At 64.4% G+C, this 17470-nt stretch carries 15 protein-coding genes; 6 read left to right on the forward strand and 9 right to left on the reverse strand.

The genetic code is table 11. The features are described 5' to 3' along the window. Positions 1-39 precede the first annotated feature (39 nt). Entirely contained in the window at positions 40-528 is a 489-nt protein-coding gene (locus tag IPG14_RS12715) for an Hsp20/alpha crystallin family protein (protein ID WP_343387561.1), read from the reverse strand. Between the two features lie 145 nt (positions 529-673). Between IPG14_RS12715 and IPG14_RS12720 the strand changes: the two genes are divergently transcribed. From IPG14_RS12720 to IPG14_RS12735, 4 genes are all read left to right on the forward strand, one after another. After that, on the forward strand, positions 674-1660 hold the full coding sequence (locus tag IPG14_RS12720; RefSeq protein ID WP_343392067.1) for a J domain-containing protein: 987 nt from the start codon (positions 674-676) through the stop codon (positions 1658-1660). Positions 1661-1673: 13 nt separating this feature from the next. After that, complete coding sequence (locus IPG14_RS12725; protein WP_343385923.1) at positions 1674-2042, forward strand: helix-turn-helix transcriptional regulator; 369 nt, start codon at positions 1674-1676, stop codon at positions 2040-2042. A gap of 126 nt (positions 2043-2168) precedes the next feature. Then, positions 2169-4670, forward strand: a complete 2502-nt coding sequence (locus IPG14_RS12730) for an AAA family ATPase (protein ID WP_343392068.1) — start codon at positions 2169-2171, stop codon at positions 4668-4670. A gap of 192 nt (positions 4671-4862) precedes the next feature. Beyond that, a complete protein-coding gene (locus IPG14_RS12735; RefSeq protein WP_343385925.1) occupies positions 4863-5258 on the forward strand; it encodes a hypothetical protein in 396 nt (131 codons plus the stop codon). On the opposite strand, the gene IPG14_RS12740 is transcribed toward IPG14_RS12735, so the two are convergent. Genes IPG14_RS12740 through IPG14_RS12750 form a run of 3 tightly spaced genes read right to left on the reverse strand, consistent with a single transcriptional unit; the run spans position 5248 to position 8803 of the window. Then, positions 5248-6144 (reverse strand): ABC transporter permease, encoded by an 897-nt coding sequence (locus IPG14_RS12740; protein WP_343392069.1) that lies wholly within the window; start codon positions 6142-6144, stop codon positions 5248-5250. The two genes, IPG14_RS12735 and IPG14_RS12740, sit on opposite strands and share 11 nt — an antisense overlap. Then, entirely contained in the window at positions 6144-7094 is a 951-nt protein-coding gene (locus IPG14_RS12745; RefSeq protein ID WP_343385927.1) for an ABC transporter permease, read from the reverse strand. The genes IPG14_RS12740 and IPG14_RS12745 overlap by 1 nt, the downstream gene beginning before the upstream one ends. A gap of 8 nt (positions 7095-7102) precedes the next feature. Then, on the reverse strand, positions 7103-8803 hold the full coding sequence (locus tag IPG14_RS12750) for an ABC transporter substrate-binding protein (protein ID WP_343392070.1): 1701 nt from the start codon (positions 8801-8803) through the stop codon (positions 7103-7105). Positions 8804-9291: 488 nt separating this feature from the next. Between IPG14_RS12750 and IPG14_RS12755 the strand changes: the two genes are divergently transcribed. Together IPG14_RS12755 and IPG14_RS12760 are read left to right on the forward strand one after the other, a co-directional pair. Further along, positions 9292-9966: a TetR/AcrR family transcriptional regulator gene (locus IPG14_RS12755; protein WP_343385929.1), complete on the forward strand. Its 675-nt coding sequence runs from the start codon at positions 9292-9294 to the stop codon at positions 9964-9966. Positions 9967-10075: 109 nt separating this feature from the next. Beyond that, complete coding sequence (locus IPG14_RS12760; protein ID WP_343392071.1) at positions 10076-11095, forward strand: LLM class flavin-dependent oxidoreductase; 1020 nt, start codon at positions 10076-10078, stop codon at positions 11093-11095. A 119-nt stretch (positions 11096-11214) separates the two neighbouring features. Here the strand turns inward: IPG14_RS12760 and IPG14_RS12765 are convergent, their stop codons facing one another. From IPG14_RS12765 to IPG14_RS12785, 5 genes are all read right to left on the reverse strand, one after another. Continuing rightward, positions 11215-12141, reverse strand: a complete 927-nt coding sequence (locus IPG14_RS12765; protein WP_343392072.1) for an ABC transporter permease — start codon at positions 12139-12141, stop codon at positions 11215-11217. A gap of 1 nt (position 12142) precedes the next feature. Next, positions 12143-13102, reverse strand: a complete 960-nt coding sequence (locus IPG14_RS12770) for an ABC transporter permease (protein WP_343387556.1) — start codon at positions 13100-13102, stop codon at positions 12143-12145. Positions 13103-13124: 22 nt separating this feature from the next. Then, positions 13125-14966, reverse strand: coding sequence for an ABC transporter substrate-binding protein (locus tag IPG14_RS12775; protein ID WP_343392073.1), 1842 nt, complete (start codon positions 14964-14966; stop codon positions 13125-13127). Positions 14967-15101: 135 nt separating this feature from the next. Further along, complete coding sequence (otsB, locus tag IPG14_RS12780) at positions 15102-15890, reverse strand: trehalose-phosphatase (protein ID WP_343385934.1); 789 nt, start codon at positions 15888-15890, stop codon at positions 15102-15104. Further along, complete coding sequence (locus IPG14_RS12785) at positions 15884-17350, reverse strand: trehalose-6-phosphate synthase (protein WP_343392074.1); 1467 nt, start codon at positions 17348-17350, stop codon at positions 15884-15886. The genes otsB and IPG14_RS12785 overlap by 7 nt, the downstream gene beginning before the upstream one ends. Positions 17351-17470: the final 120 nt, after the last annotated feature.

The raw sequence follows: 17470 nt of genomic DNA on the forward strand, positions 1-17470 counted from the left end.
CTCGCTGAACGAGGGGCTTCGTCTGTTGCGGGACCGCGCCTAGTTTTGGGCGGGCGGGGCGGCGCCTTCGATCACTCCCTGGGGCGTGATCTTGATGGAACGAGCGCGGGCTTCCGGCTTCTTCGGGATAGAGAGCGTAAGCAGGCCATTCTCGAAGGTTGCGGCGGCCTTCTCCGGCTCAACAGTCGGAGGAAGGCGGAGCTGGCGCTGGAAGCTGCCGTAGCGAATCTCGCGCCGGAGGTAGTTCTCTTCGGTCGACTCCTCCTGCTTGCTGAATTCGCCGCGAATGGAGAGGACGTCTTCGTCAACGGAAATCTCGACATCCTTGGGGTCGACGCCGGGGACGGCGGCCTTGATGACGAATGTGTCTCCGTTTTCGATGACGTCGAGACTGAGGGTTGGGTTGCCGAGGTCTTCGCCGGCGCGGAAGGGGAGACGCGTGAACGGCTGCTCGAAGAGCCGATCCATCACGTTTCGCATCGCAGCGAAGTCGGCGGAAGGATCCCAACGGGTGAGTGCGGTTGCCATAGGTGAGTGGACCTCCATGGGGTGTGGTGTTCGGGTTCCATCTTGCCAACACATGCATGGTTGGGCAAGTAGTCTGCTAACATCTTTATCAAGTCTCGTCAGAGTGTGATTGTGAAGAGGCCTGCCGCATCGTATAGTGAAACCGATGGCACGCGATTACTACGAAGCCCTCGGCATTTCGCGCTCGGCCGATGAGAAAGAGATCCGCTCGGCTTACCGCAAGCTGGCTCGCAAGTTCCACCCGGACGTGAACCCAAACGACAAGGCTGCCGAGTCGCGCTTCAAGGAAGTGAACCAGGCCCACGAGGTTCTCTCCGACCCTGAGAAGCGAAAGAAGTACGACAAGTACGGCGACCGCTGGGAAATGGCGGACCAGATTGAAGAAGCAAACCGGCGGGGCGGCGGGGGCTTTCGCGCCGCACCCGGTGCGGAGAGTTTCGGCGACTTCGGAAGCGTCTTCGATACTTTCTTCCGAAGGGAGCGGGGCGGACCGCGCGGAGGCGGAGGCAATCGCCGCGGCCAGGACATTGAAACCCCCGTCGAAGTGAGCCTCGAAGAGGCGTATCACGGCACGAGCCGCACGGTGAACCTCCAATCCCCTGAGCCATGCCGCGTGTGTGGCGGCACGGGCGAGGTCGCCGCGGCGATCTGCCACACGTGCGAGGGGATGGGCACGCTCACGCGCCCCCGGCGGCTCGAAGTCCGCATCCCAGCGGGCGTGAAGACTGGCTCTCGCGTCCGGGTCGCAGGCGAAGGCCGGCCTGGCACCGGTAAGGGTGCCGCCGGCGACCTCTACCTGGTGATCACGACGCTCCCTCACTCTCGCTTCGAGCGGAAGGGCGACGACCTGGTCACTGAGGTCGATGTCCCGCTCCTCGATGCGGTACTCGGTGGCGAAGTTACCGTCCCGCTCGTCGAAGGGCGCGTTGCTCTCCGGATTCCGGAATTGAGCCAGAACGGACGCCAGATCCGTCTCAGCGGCAAAGGCATGCCTGTGCTCGGCAGCGGCGGCAAGCGAGGCGACCTCTTCATCAAGGTCCGCATCCAGTTGCCCGAAACGCTCTCGGCCGAAGAGCGCGGACACTTCGAAGCGATGCGCGAAGCGCGCGCGGCCACCATGGCCCATTCCTAGAAGGAGGTGACGTTTGGCACGAAACCGCCGCGAAAGCAGCGATGACGGCATCGGCGACGACCAGCAGCCGATTTATGTCATCTCGATAGCGGCTCGCCTGGTGGGAATGCACCAGCAGACGCTGCGCTACTACGAACGCGCGGGACTGGTCGAGCCGAAGCGCACCGGTGGAAACATCCGGATGTATTCGAACAGCGACATCGAACGGATCCGCCTCATCCAACGATGGATCGATGACTTTGGTGTCAACCTCGCCGGGGCCGAAATCATGATGCGCATGAGTGCCCAGATCCGGGCGCTGCAAGAAGAACTGGCAGCGACAAAGGCGGAGCTGGACAAGATCCGCTCGACCCGGCTACCGGCCCCATACCGAGGGACATAGGCAGAAGGGTTCCGGGCCGAGGAGGCCCGAGGCCCGGCCACCGATACCACACCCACCCTATCGCCATCCACCCCATCGCCATTCCTTCCGCCGTTCAGTCCCTGCCAAGGAGGCACCCACCCAATGATGCGACAAGACAGATTCACCGAGCAGGCCCAGCAGGTGCTCGCCAATAGCCAGGAGATCGTGCGCCAGAAGCGCAACTCCCAATGGGGCGTCGCCCATGTCCTCGCCGCCCTCGTCACGCTCAACGGCGGGCTTGCCGAGCAGGTGCTCCAGAAGCTCAACGTCGATATGAACCGGCTCCGCCAGCGCGTCGGCAAACAGGTCGCGGACCTGCCGACCCTCGCCTACGACGTCGTCCAGATCTACACGACTCCTGAAGTCGTGCGCATGCTCGAGGTAGCGAACTCCGAGGCCGAACGCCTGAAGGACGAGTACGTCGGCGTCGAACACCTGCTCATCGCCATCGCCGACAACGAGGAGAGCGGGTCTACCCGGCTGCTCGCCGAGTTCGGGGTGAACAAGGAGGCCATCTACCGGGCCCTCCAGGACATCCGGGGGAAGCAACGCGTGACCAGCCAGACTGCCGAGAGCCGCTACCAATCGCTCGAGAAGTACTCCACCGACCTGACTGAGCTGGCGAAGGAAGGCAAGCTCGACCCGGTGATCGGGCGCGACATCGAAGTGCGCCGGGTGATGCAAATCCTCAACCGCCGGACGAAGAACAATCCGGTCATCATTGGTGAGGCAGGCGTGGGCAAGACGGCGATTGTCGAAGGGCTCGCCCAAAAGGTCGCGTCCGGCGATGTCCCCGACAATCTCCAGGACAAGCGCATCCTCGCGCTCGACATGGGCGCCCTCGTCGCCGGATCGAAGTTCCGGGGCGAGTTCGAAGAGCGGCTCAAGGCCGTCATGGACGAGGTGAAGCAATCGGAAGGCGAGGTCATCCTCTTCATCGATGAGCTCCACACGGTGATGGGCGCGGGCGGCGCGGAAGGCGCGATCGATGCATCGAACCTGATGAAACCGGCCCTCGCCCGGGGCGAACTCCACGCCATCGGTGCGACCACCCTCGACGAGTACCGCAAGCACGTCGAGAAGGATCCGGCCATGGAACGGCGATTCGCCCCGGTGTACGTCGAAGAGCCCACCGTTGAGGACACGATCGCGATTCTCAAGGGGCTGAAACCGCGTTACGAAGCGCACCACAAGGTGGAGATCACCGATGACGCTATCGAAGCGGCTGCGCGCCTCTCGAGCCGCTACGTTACCGAGCGTCATCTCCCCGACAAGGCCATCGACCTGATCGACGAAGCCGCGAGCAAGCACGTCATCGATGCCCAGTCGATGCCCGACAACATCCGCGACTTGCAGCAGCGACTGGAAGCTCTTGCCCTCGAGACGGAGGCGGCCGTCCAAAAAGAAGACTACGAGGCCGCCGCGCGCATCAAGCAGGAGATCTTCCAGCTCCAGGATGAGTACAACGATCGCAAGGGCGAATGGGTGAAGGAACACCCCGAGACCAACATGCGTGTCACCGCAGAAGACATCGCGAAGCTCGTCGGACAGATGACGGGAATCCCGGTCTCGCGCCTGGAGGAGACCGAGCAGGACAAGCTGTTGAAGATGGAGGATTACCTCCACGGCCGCGTCATCGGCCAGGACAAGGCTATCGTCGCCGTCTCTGACGCCATCCGCCGGGCCCGCGCAGGGCTGAAGGACCCGACGCGGCCGATCGGATCGTTCATCTTCCTGGGGCCAACCGGAGTCGGGAAGACCGAACTTGCGAAGACACTCGCCGAATACCTCTTCGACGACGAAGACGCGATGGTCCGCATCGACATGTCGGAGTACCAGGAGCGCCACACGGTGAGCCGACTCATCGGTGCGCCGCCCGGCTATGTCGGCTACGACGAAGGCGGGAGCCTGACCGAAGCCGTACGCCGGCGCCCCTACCGCGTCATCCTCTTCGACGAGATCGAGAAGGCCCACCCGGACGTGTTCAACACACTCCTGCAGGTGCTGGACGACGGGCGCCTGACCGATGGCCAGGGCCGCACCGTGGACTTCCGCAACACGGTCATCATCATGACCAGCAACCTCGGGACGGGCGCGCAGGAACGGGCGACTTTCGGGTTCACCCAACGGGCCGATGGCACCGTCGACCAGGACAACCTCCAGTCGTCGATCGAGAAGGCGCTGCGCGAATTCTTCCGTCCGGAGTTCCTCAACCGCATCGACGAAATCGTCATCTTCGAGCCGCTGACCAAGGCCGAACTCGACCGGATCGTCGACCTCCTGATCGCTGAAGTGCGGGAGCGGCTGGCAGAGCGAGGAATCGACTTCGAACTGACCGCGGCGGCGAAAGCCGAGGTCGTACGCGAAGGCTACGACCCGACCTACGGGGCACGCCCGTTGCGCCGGACCCTCCAGCGCCGCATCGAAAACGAACTGGCAAAGCGTGTGCTTGGCGGGGACTTCAAGGACGGTGAGAAGGTCGTCGTGGACTTCGCCGAGAAGCTCTACGTCTTCCGTTCGGAACCCGGCGCCGCTCGCTCCAGGCCCGACGACACTGGCACGGGCGACGACGGGGTAATCGAAGGTGAGGTCGTGAGCGTCGCCTGAGGCCGGTCACATCGATCAGTTGGTAAGGAGGCCCTCCCCTGACCGGGAGGGCCTTTCTTCCGAGCGGAACTTCGACATCGCCGGACACGCCATGCTTCCCGACTTCACCCTGCTTCGCTCCGCGGGATCCCGCGCCGGAGTGTCCCGCGTTCGCTCGCGGCATCGCTGCGGCGCGGCTGCTATCCTCTCGGCATGTTCGCGGCAGCAAAGGGCATCGTCGTCACGTTCATCTTGTTCGCCGGAGCGTTCGCGCTCCACGTCGTTGGCGGCGCCACGGACCAGGGCTGGTTGTTCGCGATCGCCGTCGGCCTCATTTACCTGGTTGCGACCGGGTATTCGGGCTTCGCTTTGCTCATCGCCGGGCTCGCGCGGTCCGGCTCGCGGATCGCCAGCCTGACCGACCTTATCGGCGGGGTCATCGGCTCGGCCCTGACGATCGGCGCGCTCTGGGCGAGCAACGGCCGGGCGTTCGAAGCCTGGCATTTCATCGCCGGGCCGCTCCTCGAATCGGCCGTCAGCGGCCTCGTCGTGTTCATCGCCATCCGGCTGGCGCCGGGTCAGCCCCGCACCCGGCCAGCTACTTCCTGAGACGCGGGTCCCAGATATCGCGGAGCGCGTCGCCAAGCAGGTTCGAGCCCAACACGACCAGGCTGATCGCGATCCCGGGAAACACGACGACGTGCCAGTACCCGGTCCGAGCGATCGAGAGGTTCGTCCCGGACATATCGCGGCCCCAGGAGGCTTCGGTCGGCCCCAGACCGAGGAAAGCCAGTCCCGACTCCGCAAGGATGGCCGCGCCGATAGCGCCGCTCATGATGACAACGACCAGGGGAAGGACGTTCGGGAGGACGTGACGCATGAAGATGCGCCATTCGGAACAACCGACGGCGCGGGCCGCTTCAACGTAGATCTGGTTCCGCTCGATGATGGTCTGGCCGCGCAGGATGCGATTGCCTCCGAAGAGCGCACCGATGCCGATCGAAATGATGATCGTCTTCAAGTTTGGGCCAAAGGCAGTCCGCAACATCAAGAACAGGACGAGTCCCGGGAAGGCGGCGAAGGCCTCGCCGGAGCGCTGGACGATGTAGTCGATCCAGCGGCCGAAGTAGCCACCGAGGATGCCCAGGAACGCTCCCGACCCGGCGCCGAGAAAGACCGCCCAGAACGCGATGATGAACGAGATACGTGCGCCGCTCACGATCCGGCTGAAGACATCCTGCCCGAGCTGGTTGAGTCCGAACGGGTGGCTCAGGCTCGGGCCCTGAAGGGGCGTGCCGGTGCTCAGTTCATCCGCCGGATAGGGAGCCAGCTGTTCTCCGAAGAGGCCGAGAATCACGAAGAGCACGAGCACGATGAGCCCAAAGAGACCGGCGGGATGCTGCCGCGCCAGGCGCGCCATCCGCCGGGGCCAGCCCGGGCGAGCGGGCACGAAGGCCCAATCGAACGCCGCCGTCGAAGCCGTCTTGGTGGCCATCAGCGGTACTTCACCCGGGGGTCGATCACGGCGTACGAGAGGTCGATCAAGAGGTTCATGGTCATGATCGCCACGGCGCTGTAGAGCACGAGGAACTGGACGACCGGGAAGTCCGAAGTGGACGCGGAGACGAGAAAGAACTGGCCGAGCCCGTTGATGGAGAAGACCTGCTCCAGGATGAGCGAGCCAAAGAACAGGGCCGTCACATGTCCGCCGAGCAACGTGACGATGGGGATGAGCGAGTTCCGCAGTCCATGCGCGACGACAACCTGGCGTCCAGACAGCCCCTTCGCCCGTGCCGTCCGCATGTAGTCCTGGCGAAAGACTTCGAGGAGGGTCGAGCGGGTGAGCCGCATCATCCCCGCGGCGCCGCCGACTCCGAGGAGCAGGGTGGGGGGCAGGTAGAGGCGAAGGTTGTCGTACGGGTCCTTGAAGAATGGGACGTGGCCGCCCACCGGCGGTGAGTAGTTCCACCAGATGGAGGGCAGGACGATCAGCAAGATCAGCAGGAAGAAATCCGGGATGGACTGGCCGAACACCGCGAAGATGCGGAAGCCGTAATCGGTGGGCGAGTTCTGCTTCACCGCGGTGATGACGCCGAAGGCGACTCCAAAGACCGTGCTGAACCCCACAGAGAGCAGCAGAATCTCGAAGTTCACCGGCCAGCGGCGCTGGATTTCGGGCCAGACCGGCTGGCCACTCCGGAAGGTCTCACCGAGGTTCCCCTGGAGGACATCGCCAATCCAGATAGCGAACTGCTGAAGCACCGGTTTGTCCAGGCCGAGTTCGGCCCGGATCGCGTCTTCCTGCTCCTGTGTCGTGTTCTGGTTGGTGTACTGCAGCACCGGGTCAGTGGCGAACGGGAGCCGCAACGTGAAGAACGTCAGCACCGAGACCACCGCGACGATGAGCGGCACGTAGGCGAGCCGGCGAAGGGCATACTGGCGCATCCGAAGCGTCAGCCCTTATCGACGTAGAGTTTGCCGTTGAAGAGACCGTAGCTGCCCCTGCCCACGACCCGGCCCTTCACATACGACCAGGTGGCGGCGTTCGTCACCCGGATAATGGTCGGGATGTACGGCACCGCCTTCTCGAAGGCGCGCTTCTGGAGGTTCTGGACGGCCGTGCGGCGTTCCTTGTCGTCCAAGATCTCCTTCTGCTTCTGGACCAGGCCGTCCAGCTCATCGTCGACCAGCGCAGCCCAGTTCGGGCGACCGCCAATGGTCTTGGCGTAACCGCCGATGTACGAACTCGGGTCGTCGTATTCGAGCGTGGGGTAGGTGATGAAGCTGTCGTAGTCCGAACCGTAAAGCGACTGTGAGAGCCATTTGCCGAAGTCCTCGCCGATGAGCTTGATCTTCAGGCCAAGGTTCTTCTCGAGCTGGGACTTCACGATCTGGGCGAACTGCTGGTAGGTGTCGCCCGGCACGATGTACTTGATCGAGTACTCCTTCGATATGTCGAAGGTGGTCGCTGCGAGCAAGCGTTTCGCCTCGGCGACATCGGTCTTCCCCCAGGTCGCCTCAACTTCGGCGGCGGTATTCGCTTCGCCGAAGGCCGGCGGGACGGGCCCGGAAAGCTTGCCTTCGCCGAGGGCGAGCAGCGTGATCATCTCCTTGCGGTCGAGCGCGAGGTAGATGGCGCGGCGGACACGCTCATCGGCGAACGCGCCGTCGGCGCGAGTCTGGACGAGCCAGACGGCGCGCGAGTCAACACTGTCGACAACGATGTCCTTGCCAAGCTGCTTTTCCAGTTGTTCCCGTTCGAGCTTGTTCGTCAGGCCGACGCCGTCGATCTGCTTGGCAGAAAACGCGGCCAGGGCGGCCGCCTGCTCCTGGATGAGCTTGTAGTGCTGGTTGGCGAGATATGGCTCGCCTTTCACCCGCCACTTCTCGTTTCGCTTCAGCTTAAAGTTCGCGCCGTTCTCGTGGCTCACGAACTGGAAACGCCCGCTGCCGACCAGGTCTCTGTCCATGAAGGTGGGATCCTTCGCGATCTCCTCGGGGATGATGGACCCTGCGAGTGGGCTGCCGCCGTTGGTGGACGAGAACGTCCAGGCGTCGACTTTCTTGAGCACGAAGTTGCAGGTCTTCTCGTCCGGAGTGTCGATGCGGTCGAGGACCTGGGTCCACCATGAACTGGCGGAAATCTTCGTCTGCTTGGCAGCACCTTCGAGGCTGGCCTTCACATCCGACGCCTTGACCGCCCGGCCGTTGGCGGGGGCCTTGTCGTGGAAGACCGAGTCCTGCAGCTTCACGGTGAAGTGCGTTGGGTCCTGTTGCTCGATGCTCGACGCGAGGAAGTTCTCGCGGATGCCGGTATCGAGCGGCGTGTACCAGAGGTGGTCAAAGATCGTGAAGCCCCAGAGCAACCCGCTGTCCAGGCCGGAATAGGGGTTGATGGAGGCGAGGATGGCTCCCTGGCGGGCGTTGTAAGTCCCGTCTTTCTTGATGACTTCGCCGGCCGTGGTGGGCGTTGCCGCGGTCTGGGTCCCAGGGTTGACGCCGGCGTTGGTATCCCCCGCGCCACCATCCCCGTCGTCGCTGTCATCGCCGCAACCGGCGAGGGCCCATGCACTCGCACCCAGGGCCACAGTCCCGGCGCCTCCGAGCAGCCGCCGGCGCTCGATGCGCCGAGTCCAGTAGTTTTCCCGTTCCATAGCTGTGCCCCCCTTGGTCCCGAGCAACCCTCGGACTGATGGTGGTGTATACGCCGGAGAACTAAACGGCGTCAATGCTATCTATCGAGATAAACGATACACCGATGGCACTGGATCTCCGGCGCTGAATCCGTGCACAGGAATGGATGCCATGGGTGTTGAAGAGAGAGGAATTCCCTGGGCGAAGCCCCGGCCATAGAGCCACACCATGGCCGGGGACTTTGCCCCATCGCCCAGGTATCGAGACACGCCTGAGAGGTCCCAGGAAGCCTTCGCCGGATGGCGAGGGCTTGCTGGACTCGCGGCGGAATCGACGAGTGGGGTGGCACGCGCACCGGCAGGAAGGAGAGCCGAGGCGCGAACCGCTCCTGGATAACCCGGGCGAATCGCCCTCACGGTCGCTTAAACAACCGTGTTTATACAGGAACGCTGAATTTATGGCGGCGTGCTACGCTTGTCAAGACTTCCGCTCGGGGTAGGCTGCCACCATGGCAGAAGAAGTAGGGCTGCGCGGGTATCGCGTACAGGATCCGGCACGCACGCAAGCGCGCCGCCAGGAAATCATGCTCGCCATGGCGGAAGTCATAATCGACAAGAGCTACGCCGCAGCGACGCTCGAAGACGTCGCCGCCCACATGGGCACCAGTCGCGCGGTCATCTACTACCAGTTCCGGAGCAAGGAAGACCTCTACGCCGAGATCGTCGTCGAGTCTGTCGCTCGGGCAGCTGGGCGCATCGAGAAGATCGTTGAGCGCAGGCTGCCTCCCGAGCAGGCCCTGTATGCCGCGATGGAAGACCTGATCGAGATCGGCATGGAACCGCTCAACCGCAGCACGCTGCTGACGGGCCGTCCGAAGACGCTCTCCCCAGAATCGCGGGCCCGGATCAAGGCCGTGGACCGGGAGTACGACCGCCTCCTCACCGGAATCCTCCGGGAGGGCATCGAGTCGGGCGTGTTCACCGACCGGGACCCTCGCTTCATCCGCTACAACCTCATGTTTGCGGTGAACGGCAACTTCATCTGGCGCCGGCCGGAAGGGCCGCTCAAGGCCGACTACATCCTCAAAGAATCACCGCGGATGCTGCTCAACTCCGTCCTCGCCCACCCCTGCGAGTACCACGCCCACGGCGACACGCCCGCAGCGAAGTCCCTCACGGCCTGATCCGGTCGCTTGCAGGGCGAAGGGCGTTTGCCGCGGGTAGGGCGGTGCGCTAGATTGGCCACCGTCCCTTCAAGCAACGGACGAAATCTGATCATCGCGAGGTGACGCAGTGCCCAGGCGTCTTGCGGTCTCGGTTGGCTTCGCTGGAAGCCCTGAACAAAACAAAGAGGTCATCAGCCGAATCAAAGTCGCGGAAGAAGTCGGTGTCGAAGCTGTCTTCACCGCGGAGACCTGGGGGCGCGACCAGTTCTCGCTGCTCACTCAGATCGCCATGCAGACCAGCAAGATCAAGCTCGGCACGGGGATCGCGCCGGTCTTCGGCCGCTCTCCGGGCGTGCTCGCGATGACGGCCGCGACGCTGGACGAACTCTCCGGCGGCCGCGTCGTCCTCGGTCTTGGCACTTCCGGCGACCGTGTCATCGAGCACTGGCACGGCGAAAAATTCGCCAAGCCCATCCAGCGGACGAAGGAATACATCGAGATCATCAACACGATCGTGAGCGGCGAGAAACTGTTCTACGACGGCCAGATCTTCAAGCTCCAGCGCGGCTTCAAGCTGCTCTTCGAGCCCCCGCGCAAGCACATTCCGATCTACGTGGCGTCGATCTCGCCGAAGAGCATGCAGTCACTGGCGACCGCAGCGGACGGCTGGATGCCCATCTACTGGCCGAAGTCCAAGTTCATGGACGGCAAGAAGATGATCGGCGAAGCCTCGAAGGCGGCGGGCCGGGCGGAAGATTCAGTCGAATGCGTCGCCTCTCTCACGGTGGTGATCAACCCCGATGAACAGAAGGCGAAGATGCAGGCCGCCGGGCCGATCTCGTGGTACGTCACCAACATGGGCGACTTTTACCACGAGATGCTGACGCGAAACGGCTTCGGCGAAGAAGTCGCCGCGATGCGGAAGGTCGCCGAGACGCACAAGCCGCCACCCTTCGGCACGAACCCGGAGCTGATGGCCGCCATGGGCGACCGGATGCTGGAGGAAACGGCTATCTGGGGCGACCTGGAGACGGTGGCTGCCGGTATCGAAGAACGTCGCCAGCTCGGCGTCGATCTGCCCAGCATCAGCATGCCGCAGGGCCCGCTGGACCATGTCGAACGCGTCCTCGGGACGCTCGTTTCCTAGCCCACGCATTCCTCGACAAGAACAACCGGGGGCGCCGCATGGCGCCCCCGGTTTCGTTTCCCGTGACCTTGCGCTCGCACGGGTGAGAGCCTGGATGGTGGCCGGGCCGCGGCCGGGGCTTAGCGCTGGCGAAGGCGCGGGTCCAACGTGTCGCGCAGGGCATCACCGAAGATGTTGAACCCAAAGACAGCGAGCGCGATGCACACACCCGGCCAGATGGCGAGGCCAGGCTGGCGGCGCATATGCTCCCGGCCGTCTATCGAGAGCATCTGGCCCCAGGAGGGCTCGCCTGCCGGACCGAAGCCGAGGAAGCTGAGGCTCGCCTCGGCGAGGATGACGCCACCAAGGCCGACCGTCATGGTGACCAGGATGAGCGGGAAGACGTTCGGCAGGATGCAGTACCAGATGATGCGCACATGGCCAGCGCCCATCGAACGCGCCGCTTCGACATAGGGCTGATGGCGGATGGTGAACACCTGCGCGCGGATGACCCTGGAGGTGCCGGCGATGCTCAACAATCCAATGGCCAGCACCATTGCGAAGACCACGTTCACGTTATCCATGCGCCGGACGATGCCAAGGATGGTGAGGAGGATCACCAGGCCAGGCATGGCCTGCCAGGCCTCGACGACGCGCTGGATGATCTTGTCCGACCAGCCGCCCAGGTACCCGCTGACGATACCAAGCGCCGCGGCCCCGCCGCTGCCGATGAAGACGGCGCCGAAGCCGACCATCATCGATATGCGGGCGCCGTAGATGAGTCGTGAGAACGTGTCGCGTCCCGTGTAGTCGGTGCCCAGCCAGTGCTCCGCCGAAGGCCCTTCCAGGCGGTGGCGGAGGTTCTGCTTATCCGGTGAGTACGGTGCCAACTGTTCGGCGAAAACGGCCGCGACGATGAACGTGAGGACGATGACCAGGCCGACGGTGCCCAGGGGCTGGTGACGCACGAAACGCCATGCCCGAAGCAGGAGCTTCACCGGCGCCGCGTGTTCGGTTACATATCTGCCCTGGCCGAGGTCGAGCGCGCCAGATCGGGTGGCGGTCATCTCAGAGCCTCACCCGGGGGTCGATGAACGTGTACGACACGTCCACCGCCAGGTTCGAAAGCACAATCAACACCGAGAAGATGAAGACGGTCGCCATGATCACCGGGTAATCCAGGTTGCCGACCGATGAGACCAGGTACTGTCCCATACCCGGCAGCGAGAAGATCGACTCGAAGATCGCGGTCCCGGCAACGAGCCCGGGGAGGCTGAGCCCGATAACCGTCACCACGGGAAGGAGGGCGTTCCTGAGCGCGTGGGCGAAGACCACTGTGCGGCCCGTGAGGCCCTTCGCGCGCGCGGTCCGGATGTAGTCCTGGCGCATGACCTCGAGCATCTGGGTGCGGACGAGGCGGATCAACGAGCCACTCGGCGTGAGCCCGATGAGCAGCGCCGGCATCGCCATGATCTTGATATGGGCTATCGGGTCGTCCTGGAGATACTCGAACTTCAAAGGTGGAGCCCAGTTAAACCAGATCGAGCCGAAGGTGATGATCATGATCGCGAGCCAAAAGCCCGGAATGGAGTCCACCAGGATGGCGGAGGTCCTGAGGAAGTAGTCCGGCCAGCGGTTCTGTGCGACGGCTGCCGCCACCCCCATCGGGACGGAGAAGAGCACGCTCGAAATCAGGCCGACGAGGCCCAACTCGAACGAAACGGGCAACCTGTCGGCGACTTCCCCGGTGACCGAACGGCCGTTGAACAGCGATTCGCCGAGGTCGCCCCGCAAGATCGAGCCCGCCCAGCCGAGATACTGCGGGACCAGCGCTTCGCTGAGGCCGTAGTCGTCCTTGAGCTGCTGGACGAGTTCGGGGTCGGTACCGCCGTATTCCGCGGCGATGATGTCCACCGCGTCGCCGTACACGAGTGGCACGACAACGCGGAGGAGCGTGAAGACGATGATCGAGACGAGCACGAGCGTAAGCCCGGCAAGCATGAGCCGTTGGGTGACGTAGCGTCCCATGGGCGGGAATCCTCCGTGGGGGCTAGCCGGTGTACTTGCTCTTGTCGAACCAGAGCTTCGTCTCGGTGGTGTCGCGACCCGATTCGGCGTCCCAGGCGCGGAAGACGCCCGCGTTGCCAATCCACGGCCAGAAGAGCGAGAAGGCCGGCGACTGGCCCGGGTAGGGAATCATGATCATCTTCGTCGCGGCGTACTTCTGCCAGTCCTTGATGATCTGGGCACGCTTGCCGGCATCGAGTTCCTTGCGCTGGGCATCGATCATGTCGTCGGACTTCTGGTCGATGACTGTGCCCTGGAACGAGGTCTTCTGGCGGGCCCCCTTGCTGTGGTAGTAGGAGTTCATGAACTGGTCGACTTCGGGATAGGCCGTGGTCGCGCCGACGGCGATGCCGGTGAAGTCTCCCTTGGCGAAGTAGTACTTGGGCAGGTAGTCCGTCTGGTAGTCGGGGTTCACCTGCTTGAGCTTGAAGAGGCCAGACTCTTCGAGCATGCCCTTGATGACTTCCGCGTTCTTCGGGAATGTCGTCCCGTACTGACCTGTGGCGATCCAGGCGATCTCGGACTCGATGGCCGAGGTGTAGCCGGCCGCTTCGAGTAGCTTCTTCGCCTCCGCGACGTTCTTGGTGAAGTTCACCTTGCCTTCGCCCATGTCGTTGCTCTTGGGGTCCACCCAGAGGCCTTCCCATCCCGCGGAGATGTGGCTGTGGTAGCGGACGTCCGTCGGGTAGCCTTCGGTGCGGAACTGGGAGACGTTGTAGAAGGTGTCGATCCAGAGGTCGCGGTCGATGAGCATCGAGGCCGCGCGGCGCACCCGGTCGTCGGCGAAGGGCGTGCCCGGCTTGAGGCCGAAGTAGGTCATCCATGCCGTTCGGCCGTGCGCGCCCTGGTCCAGGGCGAGTTCCGGCACTTCCTTCTTCACCTGGATGATCTCTTCCTGGCGGACGGCGAAGGCCCAGACCTTCTTCGCCCGGAACTGGGCAAGGCCGGCTGCGTATTCCGGGATGATCGGGATGTCGAAGCCGTTCAGGAGGACGTTGCTGGCATCCCAGTAGTCCGGGTTCTTGCGGTACTGGAAGATCACGCTGCGCTGGTAGTTGTCCAGGATCCAGGGGCCGCCACTGCGGACTTCGTTGCGCGGATCGTACCCCCCGTCGGATTCACGCGGCATCACCTGGAGATAGCGGCTGTAGGCCATCGCGCTGAGGAACGGCGCGTACGGGTACTGCAGCTTGAATTCGACCGTCGTCTTGTCGATCGCCTTCACCGACTCGACCGGCCCGGACGGGTTGTCCGGCAGCTTGGCAAGGTCTTTGCGCGAGGTGTTCTGGGCGGCGAACTTGTTCCACGAGAAGACGACATCTTCCGCGTCGATCGCCCGCTTGTTCAGCGGCGCCTTGTTCTCCCAGACGGCGTTGGGCCGGAGCTTGAAGACGACACGGGTCGGTTCCGGCTGTTCCCAGGTGGCGCCGAGATAGCCCTGGACTTCGCCCTTCGAAGGCACCTTGTAACCCGGCTTGTAGGAAAGGAGCCGCGGGTAATACCACGAACCCGCGGAGTTCGCGGTGAACGACGGCGAGGCCAGGGGGTCAAGGTTCGTGACGTCTGCCGTCGTATAGGCCTGGTAGATCTCGCCCTTGACGGCCTTGGCGGTCGTGTCTTCGCGCGGCCAGAGGATGCTCTTTGCTTCCTGTTGCTTCGTTGCATCGGCTGTAGGGATCGATTCGAGGTCGAGCGGCTCTTCGTCGTCGTCACCGCCGCCGCAGCCGACAAGGGCGAAACCGGCTGTCCCCAGGCCCGCCGTGGCCCCCTTCGCCAGCATTCCCCTGCGGGTGTATTTGCGCTGCCAGTAGTTGGGCCCGGACATATCGCACCTCTGTTCACCGTTGGTATGTTCGCTATGTGGAACGCCCCGGTTTATACACGTATGTATAGACCCAGGGAATAGGGGGACTCTGTGCTCTAAATTGCCGCACGGAGCATGACGGCCGTCATATCCGGGTCAGACTCCCAGCGCCCTCGCCACCGTTTCCAAACCCTCGAGGGCCTCTTCGGTCGACCGGACGACCACATCGGAGAGTTCCGTGATCTCGGGCGGCGTCTCGGCTCCGCCGGAAACGCCGACGAGCATGACATGCACACGTTCGGTCTGGGCGAGCGAAAGGGCCGCCCGGAACATCGCGACATCGGTGGCATCGTCGCCCATCACAAGCAGGGCCCGGGCGCGCAGCTGGCGGGTGAGCGCCGAGAGGGCGATGTCCTTCCCGCCGCGCGCATCGGGCAGGACTTCGAGGACCATGCGCCCTTCACGGAGGCGGAGTCCCTCGGGGAGGGTCGCGAGAGCCTGCCGCAGCCCTGGTTCCAGGTCGGGAGCGGTGCGGAAGTGAAAGGCGGTGGAGATTGCCTTGCGTTCGATGTGCAGGTATGAGCTGGGACAGGCGGAAATCACCCGCTGTTCGATTGCTTCGAGGGCCGCGCTCAGTGCGACCCGGTCGACCCCGGGGATGAGCGGGTCATCAAACGATGCTTCGAGCCCGTGGCTGCCAACGACAACGACGCCTTCGACCGGGACCATGCGGCGGGCAGTGTTCAGGTCCCGGCCGGTGATGACGGCGACCTTCGCGGCCTGGGAAAGCCTATCGAGGACGGCGAGCGTGCCCGGTGGGACGCGGGCCTCGCTCGCATGGGCGACGATTGGCGCGAGCGTGCCGTCGAGGTCAGTCGCCACGAGGAGCGGCCCCCTCGCGGCGGCAAGGCCCCGGAACTGTTCGATGGCGGCGAGATTCAGCATGGTCCCTCCAGTGCTGCGAGGAAGCCGGTCGCCCAGGCGTGGGCATCGCGGCGGCGAATGTCCTGGATGAACCGATCGCTCACCCTTCCGGGGAGGCCCGCGAGGGCCTCGCAAAACGCTTCGGCCATCGCGGGCTCATCGAGCGGGTCGATGGCAACAAGGCCGTCGAAGCCGAATCGCGAGAACGTACTCGCCACTCCCGCATCGCGGCCGGTGAGGATAACGGCCCGCGATTCAGGTGGGCGGAGCGATTGGGCTATCGCCGCCTGCAGCGGGACCAGGTTCTGGCCATCCGAGAGAGACGACGTGAAGACGACATCCGCATCGCGCTGGAGGGCGACGACATCCTCCCAGCCGACGTTCGCGCGGACGTGGGAGAACGTCCCGCCCGCTGAGGCCGCGGCGGCGCGAGCGTGGGTCAAGGCCAGGTCGACCGCTGCTTCCAATGCGTCGTAGGCTCGGACACCCTCCCGGGTCGGAGCCGCGATGCCGAGGTAGGCGAAGCGTGCGCCGCGCCGGAATGCGCGAGTCAGCGCCGCCAGCCGTTCGGGAATGCCCTTGGTGAAGTCCCCGCGTTCGAGGCCAACGACCAGCGGCAGCCCGGCGGCCCGCGCAGCCGTAACCCGTGGAGAAACGGGCGCCTTCCGGGCAACGTCGAGCACATCTTCGATATCGATACCGACGGGAAAAGCCGCCGTCCGCACCCTCCGGCCGTGGTGGAGGACGGCGCCATCCAACGGCGCTGCACCACACATTTCCAGTGCCGCACGGTGGAAGCGGTCGACGTCAGCCGCGGTCTGGAAGCCGATCAGGTCGGCGCCGAGCATGCCCTCCACGACCTTGCGAAACGCCGCCCATCCGGCGGGCTCCAGGTAAGGGCGCGCCGTCTCGATATCGGGGAAGGGGATGTGGAGGAAGAAACCGATGCGGCCAGCGAACCCGCGCTCCCTCAGGAGGTCCGGGACCAGGGAGAGCTGGTAGTCGTGGATCCAGCACCAGGGAGCTTCGCGCTCTTCGGCGGCGGCCTCGGCGAAGGCGGTGTTCACGGCCACGAACGAGCGCCAGTCGGGTCCACCGGGGGTTGAAGGGACCGGGTAGTAGCCGGTGCGCGCTGGCAGGTCGTGGCGGACGAGGTGGAAGAGGGGCCAGAGGAAGCTGTTCGAAACCTCCGCGTAGTGTCCATGCCAGGTGGAGGAGCCGAAGTACAAACGGCGATGGCGGAGCGGGCCGCGCGGCGTCTCGATCAGCTCGAATCCGCGATCGTCCGTCCACTCACGGTCGAAGCGCCCCAGCCCTGCGCCAATCCAGGTTGTCCCGGAACGCCCATCCCAGGGGGCAATCACCGGGCGGACAGCAGCCAGCAGGCCGCCGTTCCCCGCGGAAGAAGGGGAATCGGCCCACCGCGGCGATTCGTGGTCGAGGTAGGCGCGGTTGGCGAGGATCAGGCCAGCCTGCTGCATCCCTTTCAGTAGGCACCAGCAGCGGCGAACGGCGCAAGGCGTGGCCCCGCGCCCGCGAGATGGTTGGGCAGCCGGAATTCGCCGGCGTATCGTGCGGATACCACCAATTCCCCGGGAGAT

Origin of the sequence: Candidatus Amarobacter glycogenicus (genome assembly GCF_016704105.1) — a bacterium.
GTDB lineage: Bacteria > Chloroflexota > Dehalococcoidia > Tepidiformales > Tepidiformaceae > Amarobacter > Amarobacter glycogenicus.